General features: G+C 45.1%; 18 protein-coding genes. All 18 read right to left on the bottom strand.

Features of this window, described 5'->3' with window-relative positions:
- Positions 1 to 47: 47 nt before the first annotated feature.
- Positions 48 to 2,867 carry a motility associated factor glycosyltransferase family protein gene (locus tag J2W69_RS00605; RefSeq protein ID WP_310273542.1) on the bottom strand — a complete coding sequence of 940 codons (2,820 nt, stop codon included), beginning with the start codon at positions 2,865 to 2,867 and terminating at the stop codon, positions 48 to 50.
- A gap of 17 nt (positions 2,868 to 2,884) precedes the next feature.
- A complete protein-coding gene (locus J2W69_RS00600) occupies positions 2,885 to 3,184 on the bottom strand; it encodes a hypothetical protein (protein ID WP_310273540.1) in 300 nt (99 codons plus the stop codon).
- On the bottom strand, positions 3,184 to 3,624 hold the full coding sequence (fliS, locus tag J2W69_RS00595) for a flagellar export chaperone FliS (protein ID WP_310273538.1): 441 nt from the start codon (positions 3,622 to 3,624) through the stop codon (positions 3,184 to 3,186). Before fliS ends, J2W69_RS00600 begins: the two co-directional genes overlap by 1 nt.
- A gap of 12 nt (positions 3,625 to 3,636) precedes the next feature.
- Positions 3,637 to 5,100 (bottom strand): flagellar filament capping protein FliD, encoded by a 1,464-nt coding sequence (fliD, locus tag J2W69_RS00590; protein WP_310273536.1) that lies wholly within the window; start codon positions 5,098 to 5,100, stop codon positions 3,637 to 3,639.
- A gap of 14 nt (positions 5,101 to 5,114) precedes the next feature.
- Complete coding sequence (locus tag J2W69_RS00585; protein ID WP_310273533.1) at positions 5,115 to 5,519, bottom strand: flagellar protein FlaG; 405 nt, start codon at positions 5,517 to 5,519, stop codon at positions 5,115 to 5,117.
- Positions 5,520 to 5,601: 82 nt separating this feature from the next.
- Complete coding sequence (locus tag J2W69_RS00580) at positions 5,602 to 6,429, bottom strand: flagellin N-terminal helical domain-containing protein (RefSeq protein WP_310273531.1); 828 nt, start codon at positions 6,427 to 6,429, stop codon at positions 5,602 to 5,604.
- A gap of 327 nt (positions 6,430 to 6,756) precedes the next feature.
- Entirely contained in the window at positions 6,757 to 7,584 is an 828-nt protein-coding gene (locus J2W69_RS00575) for a flagellin N-terminal helical domain-containing protein (RefSeq protein ID WP_310273529.1), read from the bottom strand.
- Positions 7,585 to 7,816: 232 nt separating this feature from the next.
- A complete protein-coding gene (locus J2W69_RS00570) occupies positions 7,817 to 8,647 on the bottom strand; it encodes a flagellin N-terminal helical domain-containing protein (protein ID WP_310273527.1) in 831 nt (276 codons plus the stop codon).
- A gap of 247 nt (positions 8,648 to 8,894) precedes the next feature.
- The gene (locus tag J2W69_RS00565; RefSeq protein ID WP_310273525.1) at positions 8,895 to 9,725 is read right to left on the bottom strand and encodes a flagellin N-terminal helical domain-containing protein; all 831 of its coding nucleotides are present in this window, start codon (positions 9,723 to 9,725) and stop codon (positions 8,895 to 8,897) included.
- A gap of 313 nt (positions 9,726 to 10,038) precedes the next feature.
- Positions 10,039 to 11,586 carry a glycosyltransferase family protein gene (locus J2W69_RS00560; protein ID WP_310273523.1) on the bottom strand — a complete coding sequence of 516 codons (1,548 nt, stop codon included), beginning with the start codon at positions 11,584 to 11,586 and terminating at the stop codon, positions 10,039 to 10,041.
- A gap of 52 nt (positions 11,587 to 11,638) precedes the next feature.
- Positions 11,639 to 12,865, bottom strand: coding sequence for a flagellar hook-associated protein FlgL (gene flgL / locus J2W69_RS00555; RefSeq protein ID WP_310273520.1), 1,227 nt, complete (start codon positions 12,863 to 12,865; stop codon positions 11,639 to 11,641).
- 2 nt (positions 12,866 to 12,867) lie between these two features.
- A complete protein-coding gene (gene flgK / locus J2W69_RS00550; RefSeq protein ID WP_310273518.1) occupies positions 12,868 to 14,895 on the bottom strand; it encodes a flagellar hook-associated protein FlgK in 2,028 nt (675 codons plus the stop codon).
- Between the two features lie 74 nt (positions 14,896 to 14,969).
- Complete coding sequence (gene flgJ / locus J2W69_RS00545) at positions 14,970 to 15,980, bottom strand: flagellar assembly peptidoglycan hydrolase FlgJ (protein WP_310273516.1); 1,011 nt, start codon at positions 15,978 to 15,980, stop codon at positions 14,970 to 14,972.
- On the bottom strand, positions 15,981 to 17,078 hold the full coding sequence (locus tag J2W69_RS00540; protein ID WP_310273514.1) for a flagellar basal body P-ring protein FlgI: 1,098 nt from the start codon (positions 17,076 to 17,078) through the stop codon (positions 15,981 to 15,983).
- A 13-nt stretch (positions 17,079 to 17,091) separates the two neighbouring features.
- Positions 17,092 to 17,772: a flagellar basal body L-ring protein FlgH gene (locus J2W69_RS00535; RefSeq protein ID WP_310273512.1), complete on the bottom strand. Its 681-nt coding sequence runs from the start codon at positions 17,770 to 17,772 to the stop codon at positions 17,092 to 17,094.
- A 10-nt stretch (positions 17,773 to 17,782) separates the two neighbouring features.
- Positions 17,783 to 18,571 (bottom strand): flagellar basal-body rod protein FlgG, encoded by a 789-nt coding sequence (gene flgG / locus J2W69_RS00530; protein ID WP_008898555.1) that lies wholly within the window; start codon positions 18,569 to 18,571, stop codon positions 17,783 to 17,785.
- 22 nt (positions 18,572 to 18,593) lie between these two features.
- Positions 18,594 to 19,337: a flagellar basal-body rod protein FlgF gene (gene flgF / locus J2W69_RS00525; protein ID WP_310273510.1), complete on the bottom strand. Its 744-nt coding sequence runs from the start codon at positions 19,335 to 19,337 to the stop codon at positions 18,594 to 18,596.
- Between the two features lie 141 nt (positions 19,338 to 19,478).
- Positions 19,479 to 19,898, bottom strand: a complete 420-nt coding sequence (locus J2W69_RS00520; RefSeq protein WP_310273508.1) for a hypothetical protein — start codon at positions 19,896 to 19,898, stop codon at positions 19,479 to 19,481.
- Positions 19,899 to 19,981 lie beyond the last annotated feature (83 nt).

The raw sequence follows: 19,981 nt of genomic DNA, 5'->3' as shown, positions 1-19,981 counted from the left end.
TTTACTACTTCAACACTTCCCGGCACTAAATACGATTGCGTTCATGATCAGATTTTATTAAATAAGTAACTGACACTAACCTGATCCAACTCAAAAGGCTCTTGTGTATACAAACGTTCACCTTCCTTCAAATAATCCCGCCATATCTGCAACACCTGATTAAAGGTATTTAAAAACTCAGGCGTATCTTCACTGATATTGGCCGCCAGCTTGGTCATAATACCGGCCATGTAGTTGGAACTGCCATGAAACAAACAAAAGGTAATATCTTTGTCTTTGACTGCTCTTTTACGCAGCAGTAGCCACTGTGCAGCGATAAGCGCTTTGGCATCGGCTTGATCTTTTGCATCTTGCGCTAAAATTTCCTGCCATTCCAGCATGGTTTTTTCAAAAGCTGTGGCAGAGAACTTCTGACGAATTTTATCAGCGCATTCTGGCAATTCCGGATAAAAGGCTTGTTCAATCAACTGTTCAAGCAACCCATCTTTATCTTGTGGTACATCCACCAGCAAAATATTTTCCGGCATTAAAGCTATGGTGCCTTTGATTTTGACGCCGTCACTGCAGTTATACACCTCTACTTTCCGGCCAGCTTTGGCTATCGCCTGCTCCAGTAACTTACGCGATACATCAAATTCAGCTTTGGTGTACACCATGGGTCTGAAGTTGCCTGTAGAGGGTACACCACCACCATGTCGTGCCTGATAGTTATACACCTGAGAGCCATCAGCTTTGTAATAAGAGGAATGCTGTGAGTGATGCTGGTTAATATCTATAAAACCTAAATCGACACCAAATAAGTAAAACTGCTTAAAGCCAAGCTTAATAGCATAGTTCATCACCATATTCGTCACTGTCGGGTAAGCATAAGCCAGAGAAGCTACGTTATAACCCAGTTTTTTCAGGCCATTATGAAATACATAAGTCGAGGCTTCGCCGTCTTTAAAGCAAAGCAAGGTTTGTTTAAATAAAGCCGCAGTATCCGGATGCATACCGTTCACGCTGATTAAACGGATTTGTTTTAAATACTCCGGATCTTTAATTTGAGTGATCCAGTCATAGGTTGAGCGGTTTTGCTCTATCTCGGCATGAAAATCAGGCCGTATGCCTTTTTTATACAAAGACCCCAGGGCAGTACCACAACTGATCAACACTACTTTATCGCGGTATTCCTGCAGATAATCAAAACAATGGTCCAGACTTGGGCCATTACCCACAATGTACACTGGCAAATCCAAAGCTGTGTTCTGACGATAGTCTGTGTTTACATGTTGTAAAAAACGGTGCCCGTCGACCAGACTACGATGTGTATGTGCCAGACCAAAACGGGCATGATCATAGTATTCACCAAGGGCCAGTACTACTTTGAGTTCTGCACGTAAATCGCTAATGGCCTTTTGCATACCAATATTAAAGTAGGTACTGAGCATATAGGTATCAGCAATAGAATAGGCACCAACCTGATAAAACTGAGCCATCAAATCGTAGAAATAATGGCTGCCATCACCGCCAAGGTTCAGGTAAATACGACCTTCTTCTGCTTCTGCTCTGGCAAAAATACCAGCCCAGTCAGTGACCCATAAGCTGGCAGCAAAAAAGTCCAGATTAGGTTCACAAATAAACAGGTTTTTAATCTGATGCTGTTGCGCAAGTAATTCGATATGTTTACCTAAAGCCACACCAAAAATAATCAGTGAGTCCACTGCAGCTGGCAATTTACTTTGTTGGTTCAGCGTATTTTCGATCAGTGGCTGTAGTTTATTGACCGCAGAAAAATGCAGGTACCCCATGAACTTCTTACTGACCCGTTGATTTAGCACCACATCATCTTTAAATGGATGATTGACGAAATAGTCGACCAGTGTTGTAGATTCAGTTTCGAGATCCGCATGAAACAAAGCATGACGTTTCTGGTGATATAAATTGGGTTGGCCTTGAGCATCACACACCAACTGCCATGCCCGGGTTTTATGTTCCAGTATGGCCTTGTGCACTTTAGGATAAAATTTCTGCAAAGCCTCCATATTGGTGTCGTACAAAGCCTGAGCCTGTGCAGTTTTATAATCTTGCGGCTTGTAGTGGCCTAATAAGTTACCTGAGCGTTCCGACACATAGTCTGCGTACTCTTTATATTCAGTAAACTGGTGGGAAACCTGAGTTAACGCGTCTTTATTACCTGAATGTTGCAGTAAATAATGCAGCACATCGTCCATCACAGGGTGAAACTGATGACGGTAAACAAAAATTTGGTTGAGTGTTTGATCGAAGTCTAACAACTCTGTTAACTCAGCAGGCACAGCTGTCGCATCAGAACCCATCTGCAAAAATATGTGAGTGCCCATGCTGGTGGCTGTATCAAGCAACTGTTGCCAGTTATTCGCCTGCGCTGAACAAAGTAAAATATCCACATTAGGTTCATACACCACCAGATAGCGGATATTGCTGTTCATCACCAGTTCGTTGAGGTGATAACCTAAGCCCATACCAAACACCATCAGCACATCAACTTTTTGTGGTAAAGGCTGATGACGCCAGGTTAAATCATCTTTTTTACTTTGCAGGTTAAAATAAGCAGCATGAGAATAGAACTCCTGCACTTCCGCCAGCACTTCTTGTTTGGCTGAACTTTGGTAAAACACCCGCCCTGTGGCGAAGTCTACAATATTCAGTTCGGCATCTTTAGTACAAAATAAGGAATATTGCTGAACCTGATGATCGTTGATCAGGCTGACCATGCTGGGAATATGTTGCCGAAACGCGTCAATATTCTGGCGTATGTTACGCCCTATAGTGACTGAGACTTGTTTTTCCAGAGCTTCTTGCTGGTCGGAATTATCGAGGATTTGGTAATTGATATATTTCAGCATAAAGGCCTGGCACCTGCTTAATTATTGTCTCCGTAGCTTTGATGCGCCTTTTTACCTTTGCGTAATTGCAACATCCTGGCAGCTACAGTGCTTCTCTCAGAAGTGACTTGTTCAGTGATAAGACTAACCCACTGCAAGTTATCTGCCAATATACTTTGTAAATCAGGTGTTTGTTGTGGGTTTTCGCAGAGTTGTCGCAACAGCTGATCAAACTCCTGCCAATACAATGCGAATTCTTCAGTGGGGTAGTCTTCCTGCGCCAGCAGTTCTATTATTTGCTGGCGCTTGGCTTGTAAATTAACAATGAGATCTGTCATTAAGCGGATGCCAAAGCCGCCTGGCCCTGACGCTCGGCAAGCAACTGGAAGCCTTTTTGTCTGTCTTCTACCGGAATAGCATCCCAGCCAGATTTAATTTTGATCATGATATCAATCACATCGTCCACTTTTGCCGGATTGCTTTCGCGGCTGGCCTGCATCAGGTGATTCACCATAAAGTCATACAATGACCATAAGTTCTGTGACACTTCACCACCTACATCCATATCAAGCGAATGTTGCAAGGCAGAAATAATACTCATGGCTTTGGACACAGTACGGGATTTCTCGGCGAAATCTTTACGCTCCATAGCGCCTTTCGCTTTGGCCATATTTTCCAGCGAACCCTGCATTAACAATTGAATAATGCGGTGCGGATCGGCAACTGCTAAATCATCTTTGATGCCTACAGATTTATAGGCCTTAATACCGTAACTCATGGCAAGCTCCTGTTAACGACGACTATAGTTTGGCAAGTTTGCCAGCTGTTGCACCAGGTAACTGGACGTACTTTGTAATTGACCCAAAGTGGAATCCAAAGCTCCGTAACGCTGACGCAAGGTTTCTTCGTAGCTCACTATATATCGTTCAAAGGCCTCACGATCTTTAGAATTTTTTTTCAGTTGGTCTTTGAGTGAGTTTTCTTTGTTTACTAATAAACCATCGCGGTCAGTAAACTGAGAAATCACTTTATCCAGAGATTTGGTAATACCCCCTGAAGCGCCAAACAAATCAGCAATTTTATCGTAATTATTTTCCAGTGCGTTATCAAAGCGTTGACGACCAGAATCAGCACCATAGAGCCGTGCACTGGAAATTTCCATTTTGCCCTGATCGTTAAAAGTAATACCCAAAGCATATAAGTTATTTAAGCTGTTGCCTCCTGATGAAAAGGCGCTGCCTAAGGTTTTAGTCACCTGACTCATAATGCTGCGAACCATAGGATCGCTGGTTAAAGCCCCGCCCTCAGAGACTACGGTTTTACCATCATCCCCTATGGTACGGTTTTTAGTTAAGCTGTTTACTTCAGTCAATAAACCGTTGTACGCATCCATAAAAGCTTTGATTTTATCTTCAGCCGCTTTTTTATCTGTCGCAATAGTTAAGGTTGCATTGTTATCATCGGGCGTCACTGCAAGCACTGTCAGCTCAGTATCCTGAATCGCATTAGTAAAAGTGTTGTTTTTACTGAATACACTGATGCCGTCTATCACCACTTCGGCATTACCCGCTGCGATAGCTTCACCTAATCCACCCGAACCGTCAGTATCGTTACCAAAAGCTCTGGTCGAAAGGCTGTCAAGGTCGGCGTTATCGTTAGTAATCTTTAAACCATTTCCCAAACCAGTAACTGATGATGTCAGCACTAATTTAGTACCTACGTTTTCACCAGCATTAATAATATTGGCACTGACACCAAAATTACCACTGGCATTGTTCACTGCTTTGCGAAACTGATCCAGTGTCATACCCGCAGTGACATTTACATCAAAATTTTTACCATCAGCGCTAAAAGTTAATTTACCAGCTGTGGTACTCACCACTGCAGATGCACTGGTATAAGCTTCGTCCGCACTTTCAATCCGGCTGCCTGTGGCCAGCGACTTGACTTTAATGTCAAAGTTCCCCGCCGCAGCTGTACTGCTTGATTTTGCTTCCAGGTAAGTTTTAGTTTCTGTCGGTTGTTTGATCACAGTGGTACGGGCTTTGAGTTTATCATCACCCATTGCTGTCACTGCATCTTTAAACTTGGTTAACGCAGATTTTAATTTTCCGAAAGCAGAAAGAGATGAATCCAAGCCCTTTTTCGTCGTGTCCAGACGACTGACTTTACTGTTCCGTTCCACTGTAACTAACTGCGAAACCAGACTTTCAAGATCAAGTCCTGATGCGGCACCTAACGACCGGATAGCCATGATTCATCCTCTCTTTATATCGTTTTATCAATCATCAAACCTGTCGAAGCCCCCAGATCTTCCTGTAATCTTTTGATTGCTTTGGCCATGGTCAGTACTTCTTCAGACGGGATCTGACGAATCACTTCTTTGGTTTCAAAATCAACCACTTTCACTACTGGTTTTCCGGACTCTTCATCAACAGAAAAATTTAAAGTGCGTCCCTGAGAATTAACAAACTGGTTGATATTCTCAACAGCTTCACCTAATTCATCCTCTGTAATGGCTTGCTCTGCTTGCACAGGCTCAGCCTTTACCCTGGACTCTGGCGCGGCAGTCTCCGGAGCACTTTTCATTTTGTTCAGCTCAACTGCAACATTAGCAGCAGCTTTGGGGGCTGTTGGCTGATAACCAAAATTACCCGTAATTACTGAACTCATTTGCATCTACCTCTGTATCGGCAAGCAAGGCGAAAACTTTAATAAGTAGTCGCCCCCTTACGCTTTACCTAAAAGGCCACTATTAACCTAATAAAGATAGTGCAGTTTGAGGCCTGGTGTTAGCCTGCGACAGGATAGTTGTACTGGCCTGTTGCAAAATCTGTGCCCGGGTCAATTCAGCAGTTTCTTTGGCAAAATCTGTGTCGCGGATCTGGCTGCGGGCAGCTGATACGTTTTCAACGATGTTGCTTAAGTTACGGATAGTAGACTGGAAGCGGTTTTGCAGCGCACCCAAATCTGCCCGTGCTGAGTCAATAGTTTTGATCGCGCTGTCAATACTGGCTAATGCAGCTGATGCACCACCAACACTTGATACTGACAGTGAAGCCAAACCTAAACCAGAAGTACCATAACCACCACCTGTGCGTGACAGGTTGATGCTGATAGTCTGGCCAGCGTTAGCACCCACCAGGAATTTGGCAGAAAAATCGCCTTTCAACAGGTCGATATTACCAAACTGGGTATTCTGGGCGATACGACTGATTTCAGTTTTTAAGGCTGAAACTTCTTTTTGCAGTGCAATGCGGTCGGCAGAACCGTTGATACCGTTTTGTGATTGTACCGCTAAAACACGGATACGTTGTAATGAAGTTGTAATTTCATCCATCGCACCTTCAGCCACCTGAGCAACTGAAATACCGTCGTTTGCGTTACTGATAGCCTGGTTTAAACCATTGATTTGGCTGGTTAAACGGTTACTGATTTGTAAACCGGCTGAGTCATCAGCAGCGCTGTTGATCCGAAAACCAGAAGACAAACGTTTGAATGATGTATCCAGTGAATTGCCAGAATTTAACAACTGACGTTGTGCGTTTAACGCGGATACGTTGGTGTTTACTGCTAAAGCCATAAGTCACTCCTTAAAGTTGCTGCGGGTCTGCAAACCCTGGCACAACCTTTTGTGTTAAGCGGAACCCCGCAATTCTCGCCAAACTGCAATTTGGCTTAACTAGCTATCGGCAACTGACTTCAGGACTTTAATAAAAAAAGGCAATTTTTTTCCACCCAGCGGCAATTAAATTCACTTTTCTTTATTTTTCATAAAGTTATAAGTGAAATTATTTTCAAAAAAAATAGAAAATCCGTGCATTTTTCATGTTTTTAGTGAAGCAAAAAAAACGGACCCCGCTGGGGTCCGTTTTTTATTACCATGTCATTTCGGTTACTTTTTAAAAGATTAACCTAACAGTGACAAGGCCGCCTGTGGACGCTGATTTGCCTGAGACAGGATAGTAGTACTGGCCTGTTGCAGGATCTGCGAACGAGTCAACTCTGCGGTTTCTTTAGCAAAATCAGTATCTCTGATCCGGCTACGCGCTGCTGATACGTTCTCCACAATGTTACTCAGGTTACGAATGGTCGATTGGAACCGGTTTTGTAAAGCACCCAGATCCGCTCTTGTGCTGTCGATAGTTTTGATTGCACTATCGATGCTGGCTAATGCCGCTGAAGCACCACCCACACTGGATATCGATAAGTTATTGATACCCAAACCTGATGCACCGTAACCCCCACCAGTGCGTGATAAGTTCACGCTGATATTTTGTCCGGCATTGGCTCCGACCAGAAACTTGGCGGAGAACTTACCATCCAGCAGCTTAATGCCACCGAACTGAGTTGTTGTTGCAATACGGCTGATTTCCGTTTTCAGCGCTGATACTTCTTTTTGTAATGCAACCCGGTCTGCCGAACTATTGATACCATTTTGCGATTGTACCGCCAGTACCCGGATACGCTGCAGAGAGTTGGTGATCTCATCCATCGCGCCTTCGGCCGTTTGTGCCAGAGAAATGCCGTCGTTCGCATTGCTGATGGCCTGGTTCAAGCCGTTGATTTGGCTTGATAAACGGTTACTGATCTGTAAACCCGCCGCATCGTCAGCTGCGCTGTTGATACGGAAACCTGATGATAAACGTTTAAACGCCGTATCCAATGAATTGCCAGAAGTAATTAACTGACGTTGTGCATTGATCGCTGATACGTTGGTATTGACATATAATGACATGGTGTCATCCTCCGGTTAGTAAATAAGTAGCCATAAAGCCTTTCCTTTTTTCCTTTGGCAGGAGCTCCTCGCTATAGGTGCGTCAGAGCAGTGCCATAAAGTTTGTCGTACGGATCCGGCGCCCAATGCCTTCCAGATCCAGTGCTGTTCGTTTTGTACCCTGCCTTCAGAAGCTGCAGCTTCATTGGTCAGGCGTATTCTCAATCTGTGGACCGGAGTCCTTGTTGTCCTGTTAGCCTCCTAACAAGGACAACGCAGCCTGAGGTCTTTGGTTCGCCTGCGATAAGATGGTGGTGCTGGCCTGCTGCAATATTTGCGAGCGTGTCAGTTCAGCCGTTTCTTTCGCGAAATCTGTATCTTTAATCCGGCTGCGTGCAGCCGAAATATTCTCCACAATGTTCGACAAGTTGCGGATCGTGGACTGGAAGCGGTTTTGAATCGCACCCAGGTCGGCTCGTTTAGAGTCGATCACGTTAATTGCACTGTCGATTTGTGAAAGAGCTCTGGAGGCGCCAGCTAAACTGCTGATACTTAAGCCCGCTATTCCTAGCCCAGAAGCCCCGAAACCACCACCGGCCCTTGAGATATTCACGCTGATGGTCTGGCCCGCATTGGCCCCCACCAGGAAAGTCGATGAATACATGCCGTCTAACAATTTCACACCACCAAACTGGGTGGTTGTGGCGATACGACTGATTTCAGTCTTTAACGCCGATACTTCTTTTTGCAGCGCTACGCGATCAGCCGAACTGTTAATGCCGTTCTGCGATTGCACAGCCAAGACCCTGATGCGCTGCAACGCATTGGTAATCTCATCCATGGCCCCTTCTGCCACCTGGGATAATGAAATGCCGTCATTGGCGTTTCGTATCGCCTGATCCAGGCCCTGTATCTGGGCGGTCAGGCGATTGCTGATCTGCAAACCAGCTGCGTCGTCTGCTGCGCTATTGATGCGAAAACCAGACGAAAGTCGTTGAAAAGAGGTATCCAGGGTTTTCCCCGAATTTATTAGTTGCCTCTGCGCATTCAGCGCCGAGACATTGGTATTTACAAATAACGCCATATCATTTCTCCTGAGCGTTTATTGAATAAAAAGTGGATACGTCATTTTATATTTAATCTAATCCACTCAAATACTGTATCGGCAAACAATATTGTTTCTTTAGCTTTTTTATTGATTATTTAAAATAAACATTCCACTATTAGATACAAATAAAAAAGGCCATACGGTAAAGCCGCATGGCCAAAGAGCATAAAGCTCAGGAGTCGTACTAAAGATGATTCAATATTTAATAGTTATTGTTGAATAATTAACCTTGTAACAAAGACAGTGCTGCCTGCGGTCTTTGATTTGCCTGGGACAGAATGGTAGTACTGGCCTGCTGCAGAATCTGCGCACGAGTTAAATCAGCTGTCTCTTTTGCGAAATCGGTATCTTTGATCCGGCTTCGTGCTGCCGAAATATTTTCGACAATGTTCGATAAGTTACGGATCGTTGACTGGAAGCGGTTTTGAATCGCACCTAAGTCTGCCCGCTTGGAGTCAATCACGTTAATTGCACTGTCAATACTTGCCAGAGCTCTGGATGCACCAGCTAAGCTACTGATACTTAAGCCCGCTATCCCTAAACCTGATGAACCAAAACCACCACCGGCTCTGGATATATTCACACTAATGGTCTGGCCCGCGTTAGCACCTACCAGGAAAGTGGAAGAGTACATACCATCCAGTAACTTCACACCACCGAACTGTGTTGTTGCTGCAATCCGGCTGATTTCTGCTTTTAATGCTGATACTTCTTTTTGTAGTGCAATACGGTCACTGGAACTGTTAATACCATTTTGTGACTGTACTGCCAGTACACGAATTCGTTGTAAGGCGTTGGTTATTTCATCCATCGCGCCTTCTGCGACCTGAGATAATGAAATACCATCGTTTGCATTTCTTATCGCCTGGTCCAAACCATTCACCTGACTGGTTAAACGGTTACTGATTTGTAAGCCTGCAGCATCATCTGCAGCACTATTGATACGGAAACCTGAAGATAAACGTTGAAACGCTGTATCTAATGATTTGCCTGAATTGATTAGTTGCCTTTGGGCATTTAACGCCGAAACGTTAGTATTAACAAATAAAGCCATGATATATCTCCTGAGTTTTTTTATGTTTTGCAGAGTAATTATTTTGTTGTTCCCTGCTTAATTACTGTATCGACGTCAGGAGGTTTTTCTTGAGGATTTTCTTTAATTTTATTGAATAAATTTAATGACTTAAGGTGTTTTGTTGCGGGTATTTTTGCAGCTAACTATAGTATCGGCACACAACTTCAGAACTTTAATTCAAATGCTGGTTTTATGGCCTGATAGGTGAAAAAGTTGAGGAAATGGACGTCTGAGCGCTTATGGAATAGAACAATGAGGCAGAGCTACACCTGGCGGCTTGCTCTGCGCTCCCTTAATGTTGAAGCTGGTAGATGTAACTGTCGTAATCAAGCAGAAGTGACTGCACTATAGAGAAGCTGTCTGTTGCTTTGGCTGCTGCCTCCAGACAAGTCTGGACATAATCGGCTTCAAACTCTGCATCTGTCAGATAACGCTGAATGAAATCCAGTCGTTCCTGATCTGATGAAAATACAAAGTCATCCCCAATGTACTGGTAGACATCACCATAAGCTTCAGTCAATACCGGAATGCCAAGACTTAAAGCTTCAATAGCAGAAGTACCACCGCCCTGCCGTTTTGGATTGAGCATAAAGTGGCAACTGGCGATCAGGTCTATCGCATTGCTGACTCTGCCGCTGAAATAGCTACAGGCTTCTAACTCAGGTGGAAACCCTTCAATCGCATCAGGCCCTATAATGACAAAAGCCGACTGAGGCAGCTGCTTTTTAATCATCAACAAGGTGTTAATGAAATCGGAGCGCATTTCGTGTTCGAGCCTATAACCTACGATGACAAACTTCAGTACTTTGTCTGTCACTTTACTGCTTTTGACACAGTCAAACTTACGTAGTCTGAACGGCAAACGACTGGTAAGCACAGGGTGAGACAAAGACAAAGCCTCGACACGCAACTGATCTTTTTCTGTCAATTCACGATGCAATACAGGCACTGCATACAAAGGTGTCACTAAAGATGTGACACAAGGCACGTTCAGCACAGGCCGGCTTTGGGCTATAAATTCCAGCACCGGGTTTAAACCACCCACGCCAATAATAAAACGTGGGTTGATTTGATTAATCACATTAACTAAATCAACCAGATGTTCTGCATCGTCCATAGGGGTAATTTGCATAAAATCAAAGTATTGATCCCAGCATTTCACCACAGAGCCCCCTGCATTGGCCTGCTGCTTACCCGTGTCCAAATCAAACAAAGTGTCGCCTTTGAAGTATTCGTTACGCACTGTGCCAAAAAAAACCGGTGCCGGCATCGGATACACATAGTGAGACGACTTGGCCACACTGGTACAGCAAATCACCACCGGATGTTTTCCCATAGCTTTTAAAGCACTGGCGTAATTTAAAATAGTCAGAGTGGGCCCGTGCTGAGCAGTAACAAATTGATTGGTCAGCAATAACACAATTTCTTCATTGCCATTGCCAATCAGCGGGCTGACCTGGCAAAACTCTGCACTTTGCTGGCAAAAGTTTTTCATCATCAGCTGGTACAAAGGCGCGTAATCAAAAGCTCCGGACTGGCCAACAAAATTGGCCCGCATCAATTGGCTGTACAGCATATTCTGCTGCAAAAAAGGCAAGCTACTGAAATGGTCCAGTAGTTTTTTCTCATCTACACTTTGCTCACCCAGCAGCAATAATCGCAATTTTCGCCATATAGATACAGCCACAGAATTGGGGCTAAAGTTCTTTAGAAGGCTGAGTTGAGTTTGTGGATCCAGAACAGAAAAGTTGACTGTGTCCCAGTGATGAAATTCATTCACTGGCCAGTCATTAGCTTGTAAATACAATTGATCAAAACGGGATAGTTCGGTGTTAAACATAGGGCTTCCTGCCTTATAAAATCAGAACAATAGAAGGGAAATAAAGGTTCTCTTACCTGATGTAATCAAATAAACTCAGGCCTGTCACTTTGGAAAAGGTAGCCTGCACCGCTTGCAATGCAGTTTCCTGCTTCACCAGTTCAGTAATACCTGTGCTGTAATCCAGTTCCACCACATCTGCTTTGTGGGATTTAGTAGCAATGAGTACATCTTCATTACTGCCAAAAATGCTTTCAATTACATTTAAGCGACCACCAATAGAAGACACTGCAGAATCGACTTTTGCAGAGGCGTTGTCAATTTCAACTGTGGCGTCCAGAATACGTTCGTTCAGTGCATCCCCACTATCGCCCGCTTCAATACCGTTAATTAAATCGGTTAAAGAATTGAGGATATTGGTTTTTTCCGGTGGCTGCAGACTAAAATCCACAGTACCGCCAGGTGCAGCACCTGTGGCGTCAATAGACAAACCTTTATAGTTTATCGGTTCGCCAGCAGTGTAAGTACCAGTCACAGCTGGTACCTGAGACGCACCATTACGCTGAATTTCATAATTAGATGGTGCGGAAAACACCACTGAGTAATCATTGTTAGCTGGTGTTAAACCGTCATAGTTTTGCTTGTAGAAATTATCAAATACACTTTGATTGGCTACTGTGACTTTCGCCGCTGTCACAGGAGCACCTACAGTTGCATTGCTGGTCTGAAAACGTTTATCTACAGTGTCAAAAATACTGCGACCACTGTCATTAGCGGCAATAGTAATAGATAAAGACAGTTGAATAGATTTTTGCCCGCTATCACCATTAAATTCATAAAGTCCGGTAGCGCTGTTCAGGCTATAGGGCTGGGTTTGATCCTGAAAGCCGGAAAATAAATACCCCCCCAACTCGTCCCGGCGATTCATTAAATCGAACAGCTCATCACGGATATTACCCAACTGATCGCCAATAGCTTTACGGTCATTTTGATCATAAGTGCCGTTGCCCAAAGACAAAGTCAAAACTCTTGCCCTGTCCATAGCGCCACGCATGCTGCTAAGCACAGTTTCCTGCAACTCAAGACTATTACGAGCAGCAGTATTGTTGTTCTGATACTGGCTGGTTTGCTGAATAGTAGCTTCCAGACCCACTGCACGCGCAGCACCAGACGGGTCATCAGCCGCAGTTAAAATTTTGGTTTGCTTGTTCAGCATTAAACTGGCGGTTTGTAACTTGTCCTGAGTACTTAAGATGGAATCCAGGCTTTGGCTATACTTCATATTAAAAGTGGTACGCATTATTACCTCGCCGCCTGCAACAGGGTGTCAAAAATTGTTTGTGACGTCGACAGAATTTTAGCCGCTGCAGCATAAGTTTGCTGAAACCTGACTAAGTCAGCTGCTTCTTCATCCAGACTGACACCTGATAAAGATTCATGCCAGGCCGTCGTTTGCTCCAATAAAGACTTAGAGGATGCGGCAGTCACCCGAGCCTGACTGGTTTGAGTGCCGACAAACCCTACTAATTCTGAATAGGCCTGATTAAAGGTCTGGTATTTGTCTGCATTGACAGTACTTGCAGCATTAATCCGCACCATATCCGCATTTTGTAAATTACCTAACAACAAGCCGTTTCTGTTGTCCTCGAAACCACCAGTGTTGTAAGAGATACTAAAGGTATCGCCCACTTGCGGCACACCTTTAACAGAAAAATCAAAACCAGCGTTCGCAAAGCTGGTGGAGGCACCTAATAAATTCTGATAATCAGTGCCCGCATAGGTCACTGTTTCACTGACAACGGGGGTACCAGAGTCTTCAATCCGGAACTGATTGTTGCCCAGATAAGTGACAGAAATAGGTCCGTCAGTAAAGTTAGCTGGCGACGATAGTCTGTTGCCCGCCTGCCCTACACTGCTCACAGTAAGCTTATCTATTTCAGCATTGCCCAGATTCTCCAGTGTTTTTTCGCCTTTGAGTGGTGATGCAAAAGCCAAAGCTTCAGGGCGGTTAGTCGCCAGACTGATATTTTGTGCTGCATTAGTTAAAGGTCTTAAATCAAATCTGTCGCCTGCAGCAAAAGCCGGTGCGCCATTGGCTAAAGTAATGTTTAAGCCAAAAAAATCATCCGTATCATCTGAAGTGACAGTCACAGGGAAAACCACACCAGTGCGACTGATGGCTGTTCCTGGTATCACATTGCCTGAAGCGTCAACAGCTTCTACCGTAAAAGCATCTGCAGCCGTAAAAGTAATACGCACATCATTGGCAGGAATATTTTTGCCTTGCCCAGGGGCCACTGAGGCAGTAATTGTCCCTGCCCCTGTGTTGCCGCTAAAAGGCCAGGCGGTAAAAGTGGGTAAGGTAAATAAATCGCCGCCTAAGTTACCATCGGCATTCATTCCAAGCCTGTTTTGCGTGTTAAAGGCGTCGGTAAAGGCTAAAGCCAACTGACCTAATTCTTTCTGTGCCGGGTCCAATACAGCGGAACGAAATTGCAAGGAGCCGCCAATTTTGCCACCTAACTGAGTTTCAGAGACATTGATCAACACATTTGGATTACTGGCGGCTCTGAGCTGCAACGTTTTGCGATTCGGATCAGGATTACCAGCCACACTAAACAAGCTGAATTTACCGTTTTCAATCACCAAAGACTGGCCGCTGCTGAGAAATACTTGTTTGTCACCATTGGCCGCATCCAGCACATTGATATCCACCAAACCAGACAACTCCTTAATCGCCTGATCTCTTTTATCCAGTAAATCTAATGGCGGTGGTTTTCCAGGGCTTTTACCGTAAGCCAGTATTTCCTGATTCAGCTGCGCTATCACAGTAATTTTTTCATTAGCAGATTGGGCATCGGTTTCCAGTTGCTGGCTGATGTATTTATTCTGCTCTGTCATCTGATTTGACAAGGTATTGAATCTGTTTAATAAAGTCTGGGCACTGCCCATCACCAACTGCCGTGATGCCGCATTGGTTGGATCATTGATGGCAGTTTGTAACTGACTAAAAAATGAAGACATGCCAGTAGAAATGCTGTTGGACTGATCAGACAACAAAGCATCCACACGACTGGCTTCGGACAAATACTGCCTGGCATAACTGAAAGAAGAGGTATCACGCCACATTTGTTTTTGTGCAAAGTCATTCACCAGACGTTCGGTGGTACCCCGGCCAACCCCCAGCCCCAGCATATTTGATTCAAACTCGGTGCGTTGTCTGCTGTAACCCGGAGTATTCAGATTGGCGATGTTATTACTTGTGGTAGAAAGCAAAGCCGTACTGGCCAGTATGGCTGAGGTTCCAATCCGAAGTAAGTTATCCGACATCTAAATCTCCATTGATGCTAAGCATCTTCACTCTGTTAATCGGCTATACCGGTCAGTTCTTTAATCTCTGTGCTTTATTCTTTATTTGTAAGCAGGTTTCGTGCCTGTTTGAAGGTCTCACTGTTAAATACCGATAAAATTTTCTGAGCGTAGTTTGGATCTGTAGCGTAACCTGCGGCCTGCAACTGCTGAAAATAGGCTTTAGGGTTGTCCACTACACTAAGAGCTTGCTGGTAACGGGGGTTGGACTTAATAAAGTCGACATAATCTCCCAACCCTTGCTCAGGGGACTCATAAGCACGGAATTTGGCTTTTTCTTTTTGTGCTACACCTTGACGGTACTCCAGGGTGTCCACCACAGCCACCTCACCTTGCCAGCTGTTATGTGCTTTGATGCCAAAGAAATTAAAGCTTTGATGACCTTCAGCTGTTTTAAAAGTGCGTTGCCCCCAGCCTGTTTCTAAAGCGGCCTGGGCTAACAAAGCCAGTGGTTCTAACCCCAGCTTCTGCGCAGCCTGTCTGGCAGCAGGCATCAGTTTTTGGATAAATTCACCTGGTGTTTTAAAATTCCAGTCATCCGGTTGCTGTTCTGGCTGTTCGGGTCCTGCAACAACCAGAGTGGATGGAGGTTGGGGAAGAACCGGCATTTGATACTCTGGCTGTTTCTTTAACAGGACGCCAACTAATTTATGCTTATCTTCCCCTCTTGAGGCTGCGTCACGCACAGGAGCAGATTCAGTGGGCACTTTCAGCATAGAAGCAGGAGTGGTTTTACCTTTGGTCGGCCGTAACTGCTGGACCAGCAAATCAGCTAAACCTAAACTGCCTTTTTCTGACAGATCCGTTGCCAACTGTTTGTCATACATGTCTTTATAAAACTTAGTTGCATTAGAGTTGAGCGCACCGTCATCTTCGAATACTTCATTGGCTTTGCGCATACTGCTCAGCAGCATGCCCATAAAAATAGATTCAAACTGTTTAGCCGCCTGTTTCAGCGCTTTATCATCATCTCCACCGGAGCTGTGTTTCAGCTGCTGCAAGCTGGTTAAATCATGATAGTTAACTTTCTGCTCAACGTTACTCATTTAGATCACCACAAGCTCACCATGAATGGCGCCCGCTTCTTTTAAGGCTTCTAAAATGGCCATCAAATCACCAGGCGCTGCGCCAACGGCATTGATGGTGCTGACTAAGTCATCCAGTGTAGTACCGGGATCGAACTTAAACATGCGTGAACGGTCCGGCCTTACGTCGATGATGGTATTTTGTTCCACTGCTGTATCGCCCCCAGCCAGCGGATTGGGCTGCACCACAACAGGGTTCTCAGCAATAGTTACAGTTAAACCACCATGGGTAACAGCGGCAGGAAAAAGCCGGACATCTTTACCTATCACTATGGTGCCGGTTCTGGAGTTGATAATAATTTTTGCCGACTGACTGGCAGGCTCCAGCGTTAAGTTTTCCAGCGTTGATAAATAGGACACCCGCTGATCCATATCCCGTGGCGCCCTGACCTGCACTGAAGACGCATCAAGCGACAAGGCAGTGCCGGGACCAATAAAATTGTTAATGGTTTCCGCCAGTGTTTTGGCAGTAGTAAAATCTGAACGGTTTAAATTAAAAGTAATAAAATCACCATCGGCAAAAGGAGAAGGAACTTCACGTTCGACCGTAGCGCCATTTGGAATACGGCCTACAGTGGGAGTATTGACCATCACTCGTGAGCCATCCGCACCTTCAGCACCTAAACCACTGACGATCAATGAGCCTTGAGCTACCGCATACACATTGCCGTCCAGACCTTTGAGGAAGGTTTGCAACAAAGTTCCGCCCCGTAAACCTTTGGCACTGCCCATAGAGGATACTGTGATATCAATGGTTTGACCCGGTTTACTGAATGCGGGCAGTTCAGCATGCACAGCCACAGCTGCCACGTTTTTGATCTGAGATTTCATCCCGGCTGGCATATTGATGCCAAAGTTACTTAGCATGGTTCTGAAACTTTGCTCAGTAAAAGGACTTTGCTCGCCAGTGCCAGGTAAACCTACCACCAGACCATAACCCACCAATTGGTTACTGCGCACCCCTTGAACACTGGTTAAATCTTTAATTCGGGCGGCTGAAGCCGGGAAAGATAAAGCTCCGGACAGCACGACCACCAAAAGGCTTTGGATTAGTTTCATCATTTCACCTGTATTAAAACGGCGATAACACGCCAGTAAAGAACCGGGTTAACCAACCTGGCCCCTGACCGTTATGAGTAGCCCCTGTGCCACTGTATTCAATCCGGGCATTGGCAATTTTGGTCGACTGCACAGTGTTTTTCGAATCAATATCTTCGGCACGGATCACGCCGGTTAAGCGGATAAATTCTCTGCCGGTATTGAGTGTCAGCCACTTTTCACCACGGATCACCAGATTGCCGTTTGCCATCACTCGCAATACGTTCACCGAAATATCACCGACCAGGCTATTGCTTTGGTCAGCTTTGGAATCGCCTTTAAAGTCGGAGGCGGAATTAGCACCAAACTGCAGCGTGTTGCCAAGAACACTGACATCACGGCCGCCCAAACCAATCATGGGATCAAAACTGGCTGAACTGTCTTTACCAAATTCAGTTTTCGCTTTTTTGGTTGCCTGAGTATTCTCCCTCAGCACCACAGTAATAATGTCCCCAGGGCGGCGGGCTTTATTATCTGAATACAAGCCATTGGACAAGCCCTGAGCAAACAAGGAGCCATTGTTCGACAGCGGAACCGCTTCCGGCTCTGGTGGCAGAGGCGCAAAATTAGGGTCATCCGGCATAGGCTCATTGAAGCTGCCTGCGCAGCCAACACAAAGCTGCAGTGTAAGTACCACTAAAATTAACTTGTTCATCTACTCACTCCTACAGCTGCTGGATCATGGTGCCCAGCATCTGATCAACAGTTGAAATTACTTTGGAATTCATTTCATAAACACGCTGACTTTCAATCAGGCTGACCAGCTCTTCGGTCACATTGACGTTTGAAGTTTCCAAAGCGCCCTGGACTAAAATACCCCGACCTTCCAGGCCCGGAATACCTTGCACCGGATCACCACTGGCTGCTGTTGCAGTAAATAAGTTTTGTCCAACAGGCTCTAAACCAGCCGGATTGACAAAGTTGGTCACTGTCAACTGGCCTAACACGGCCTGATCAACCTGCCCTGGTAAACGCACTGAGACTTCGCCGTCCTGAGAAATAGTGATGCTTTGTGCATCTTCAGGAATAACTATATTCGGCTGAATTTGGTAACCCGCACCTGAAGTGACTAAGTTGCCTTCACTGTCTGTGGTGAACTGACCATTGCGGCTGTAAGAAATAGTGCCATCCGGCATCAGAACTTCAAAAAAACCATGGCCCTGGATCATCACATCCAGACTGCCTTCAGTGGTAATCATATTGCCTTGGGTAAAGCTTTTCTGAGTTGCCACTACTTTAGTACCTGCACCTAACATCAGGCCGTTGGGCAACTCTGAGTTTTGTGAGGAGCGCCCGCCAGGCTGATTAATGTTCTGATACAACAAGTCTTCAAATACAGCACGGCTCTTTTTAAAACCTATAGTGCTGGCGTTAGCCAGGTTGTTTGAAATCACCGAAATATCACGCTGCTTCGCGTCCAAACCGGTTTTACTGATCCATAAAGCTGGATGCATGCTAACCCCCCAGGCTTAAGCCTTAGATTATTCTCATCATTTGGTTATGTTGCCGATCAATATCTTCGGCCGTTTTCATCATTTTGATCTGAACTTCAAACTGACGCTGTAAACTGATCATCTGGGTCATTTCGCCCACAGCATTGACGTTACTGCCTTCCACTGCACCGCTCATAACTCTGACCGTTTCATCTAATTGTGCAACTTCACCATCTTTACGCCGGAACAAACCGTCTGTGCCTTTTTCAATGTCCTGAAATTCAGGCTTGACCAGCTTCAGTCGTGCCACTTCCTGCATTGCATTAGCAGGTGCGCCTTCTGGCCTGATGCTAATGGTGCCATCTTCATTAATTTCCATTTTGCTAACAGGCAGAGGGATCTGAACCGGACCGCCCTCTCCTATCACGCTTAAGCCTGAAGCGGTTTGCAGCATACCTGTAGGGCTAAGCTGCAAATTGCCCGCTCTGGTATAAGCTTCATTGCCTTCAGCATCCTGTACTGACAACCAGCCTTTGCCCTGCACTGCGACATCCAGTTCACGCTCCGTGATAATAAAAGCGCCATCGTCAAAATTTTGACCTGGTCGTTCAGTCAGTGAAAACACCCGGGTCGGTAAACCTTCACCAAATGCCTGCATAGCCCTGGCCTGCTCTAAATCAGCTTTAAAGCCTGTTGTAGTGCTGTTTGCAAGGTTGTTCGCTTTAATGCTGATGCCATTCATATTCTCTTTGGCACCGCTCATTGCGATATAAAGTAAATGGTCCATAGTCAGGCCTCCACTTGAGATAAGATAAGTAAAGCAAGACTAATGCCAAGAAGGGGGATGCAAAGCAGAACACAAAGAAGATGCGCTTTAAGTCTATGTATTTAAATAAATTTAAAAGAAAAAGAGTAGAACCGGCTTAGACTAAGGAGCTGAGGCAATAAATTTGAATCTGTTGATCACTGAAAATGCAGTTTGTGCCGTCGTAAAATTTGAGTTCGTGACTTCAATCTGCGCTTTGTACTTAGCGGATGCAGCTAAAGGGGCTTTAAAATAATACACCTGAGACTCAGCGCAGTTATAGCGTCCCAGCAGTACATTGGATGGACCATACAAATGCAAAGTACAACTGACGGATAAAGCCTTAACCGGATTAAATCCAAGCATCACAAAGTGCCCGGCATACTCAGGCTTCTGAATATTAATGATGCGGCTTTGAGACTCGCCAGCGTTAAGCACAAAATCAGTGGTTACCAGCAGATCCCGCTCTCTGGCAGCGTCTTCCGTCGCCCCGGACGAAAATGCCATCAGCATGCTAAAAGCAAAGGTATTCAAGAACTTCATAACCACCCCGTACCATGATATGGATTCTGCTGACGGAGTTCTGTCTGAACCCGCTTTGGCCACAAGACTAAATTCAAGGTAAT

The sequence above is a fragment of the Rheinheimera soli genome (assembly GCF_031457405.1).
Taxonomy (GTDB): Bacteria; Pseudomonadota; Gammaproteobacteria; order Enterobacterales; family Alteromonadaceae; genus Pararheinheimera; species Pararheinheimera soli_A.
The sequence above is the reverse complement of the archived record's forward strand: the minus strand, read 5'-3'. Positions and strand labels throughout refer to the sequence as shown.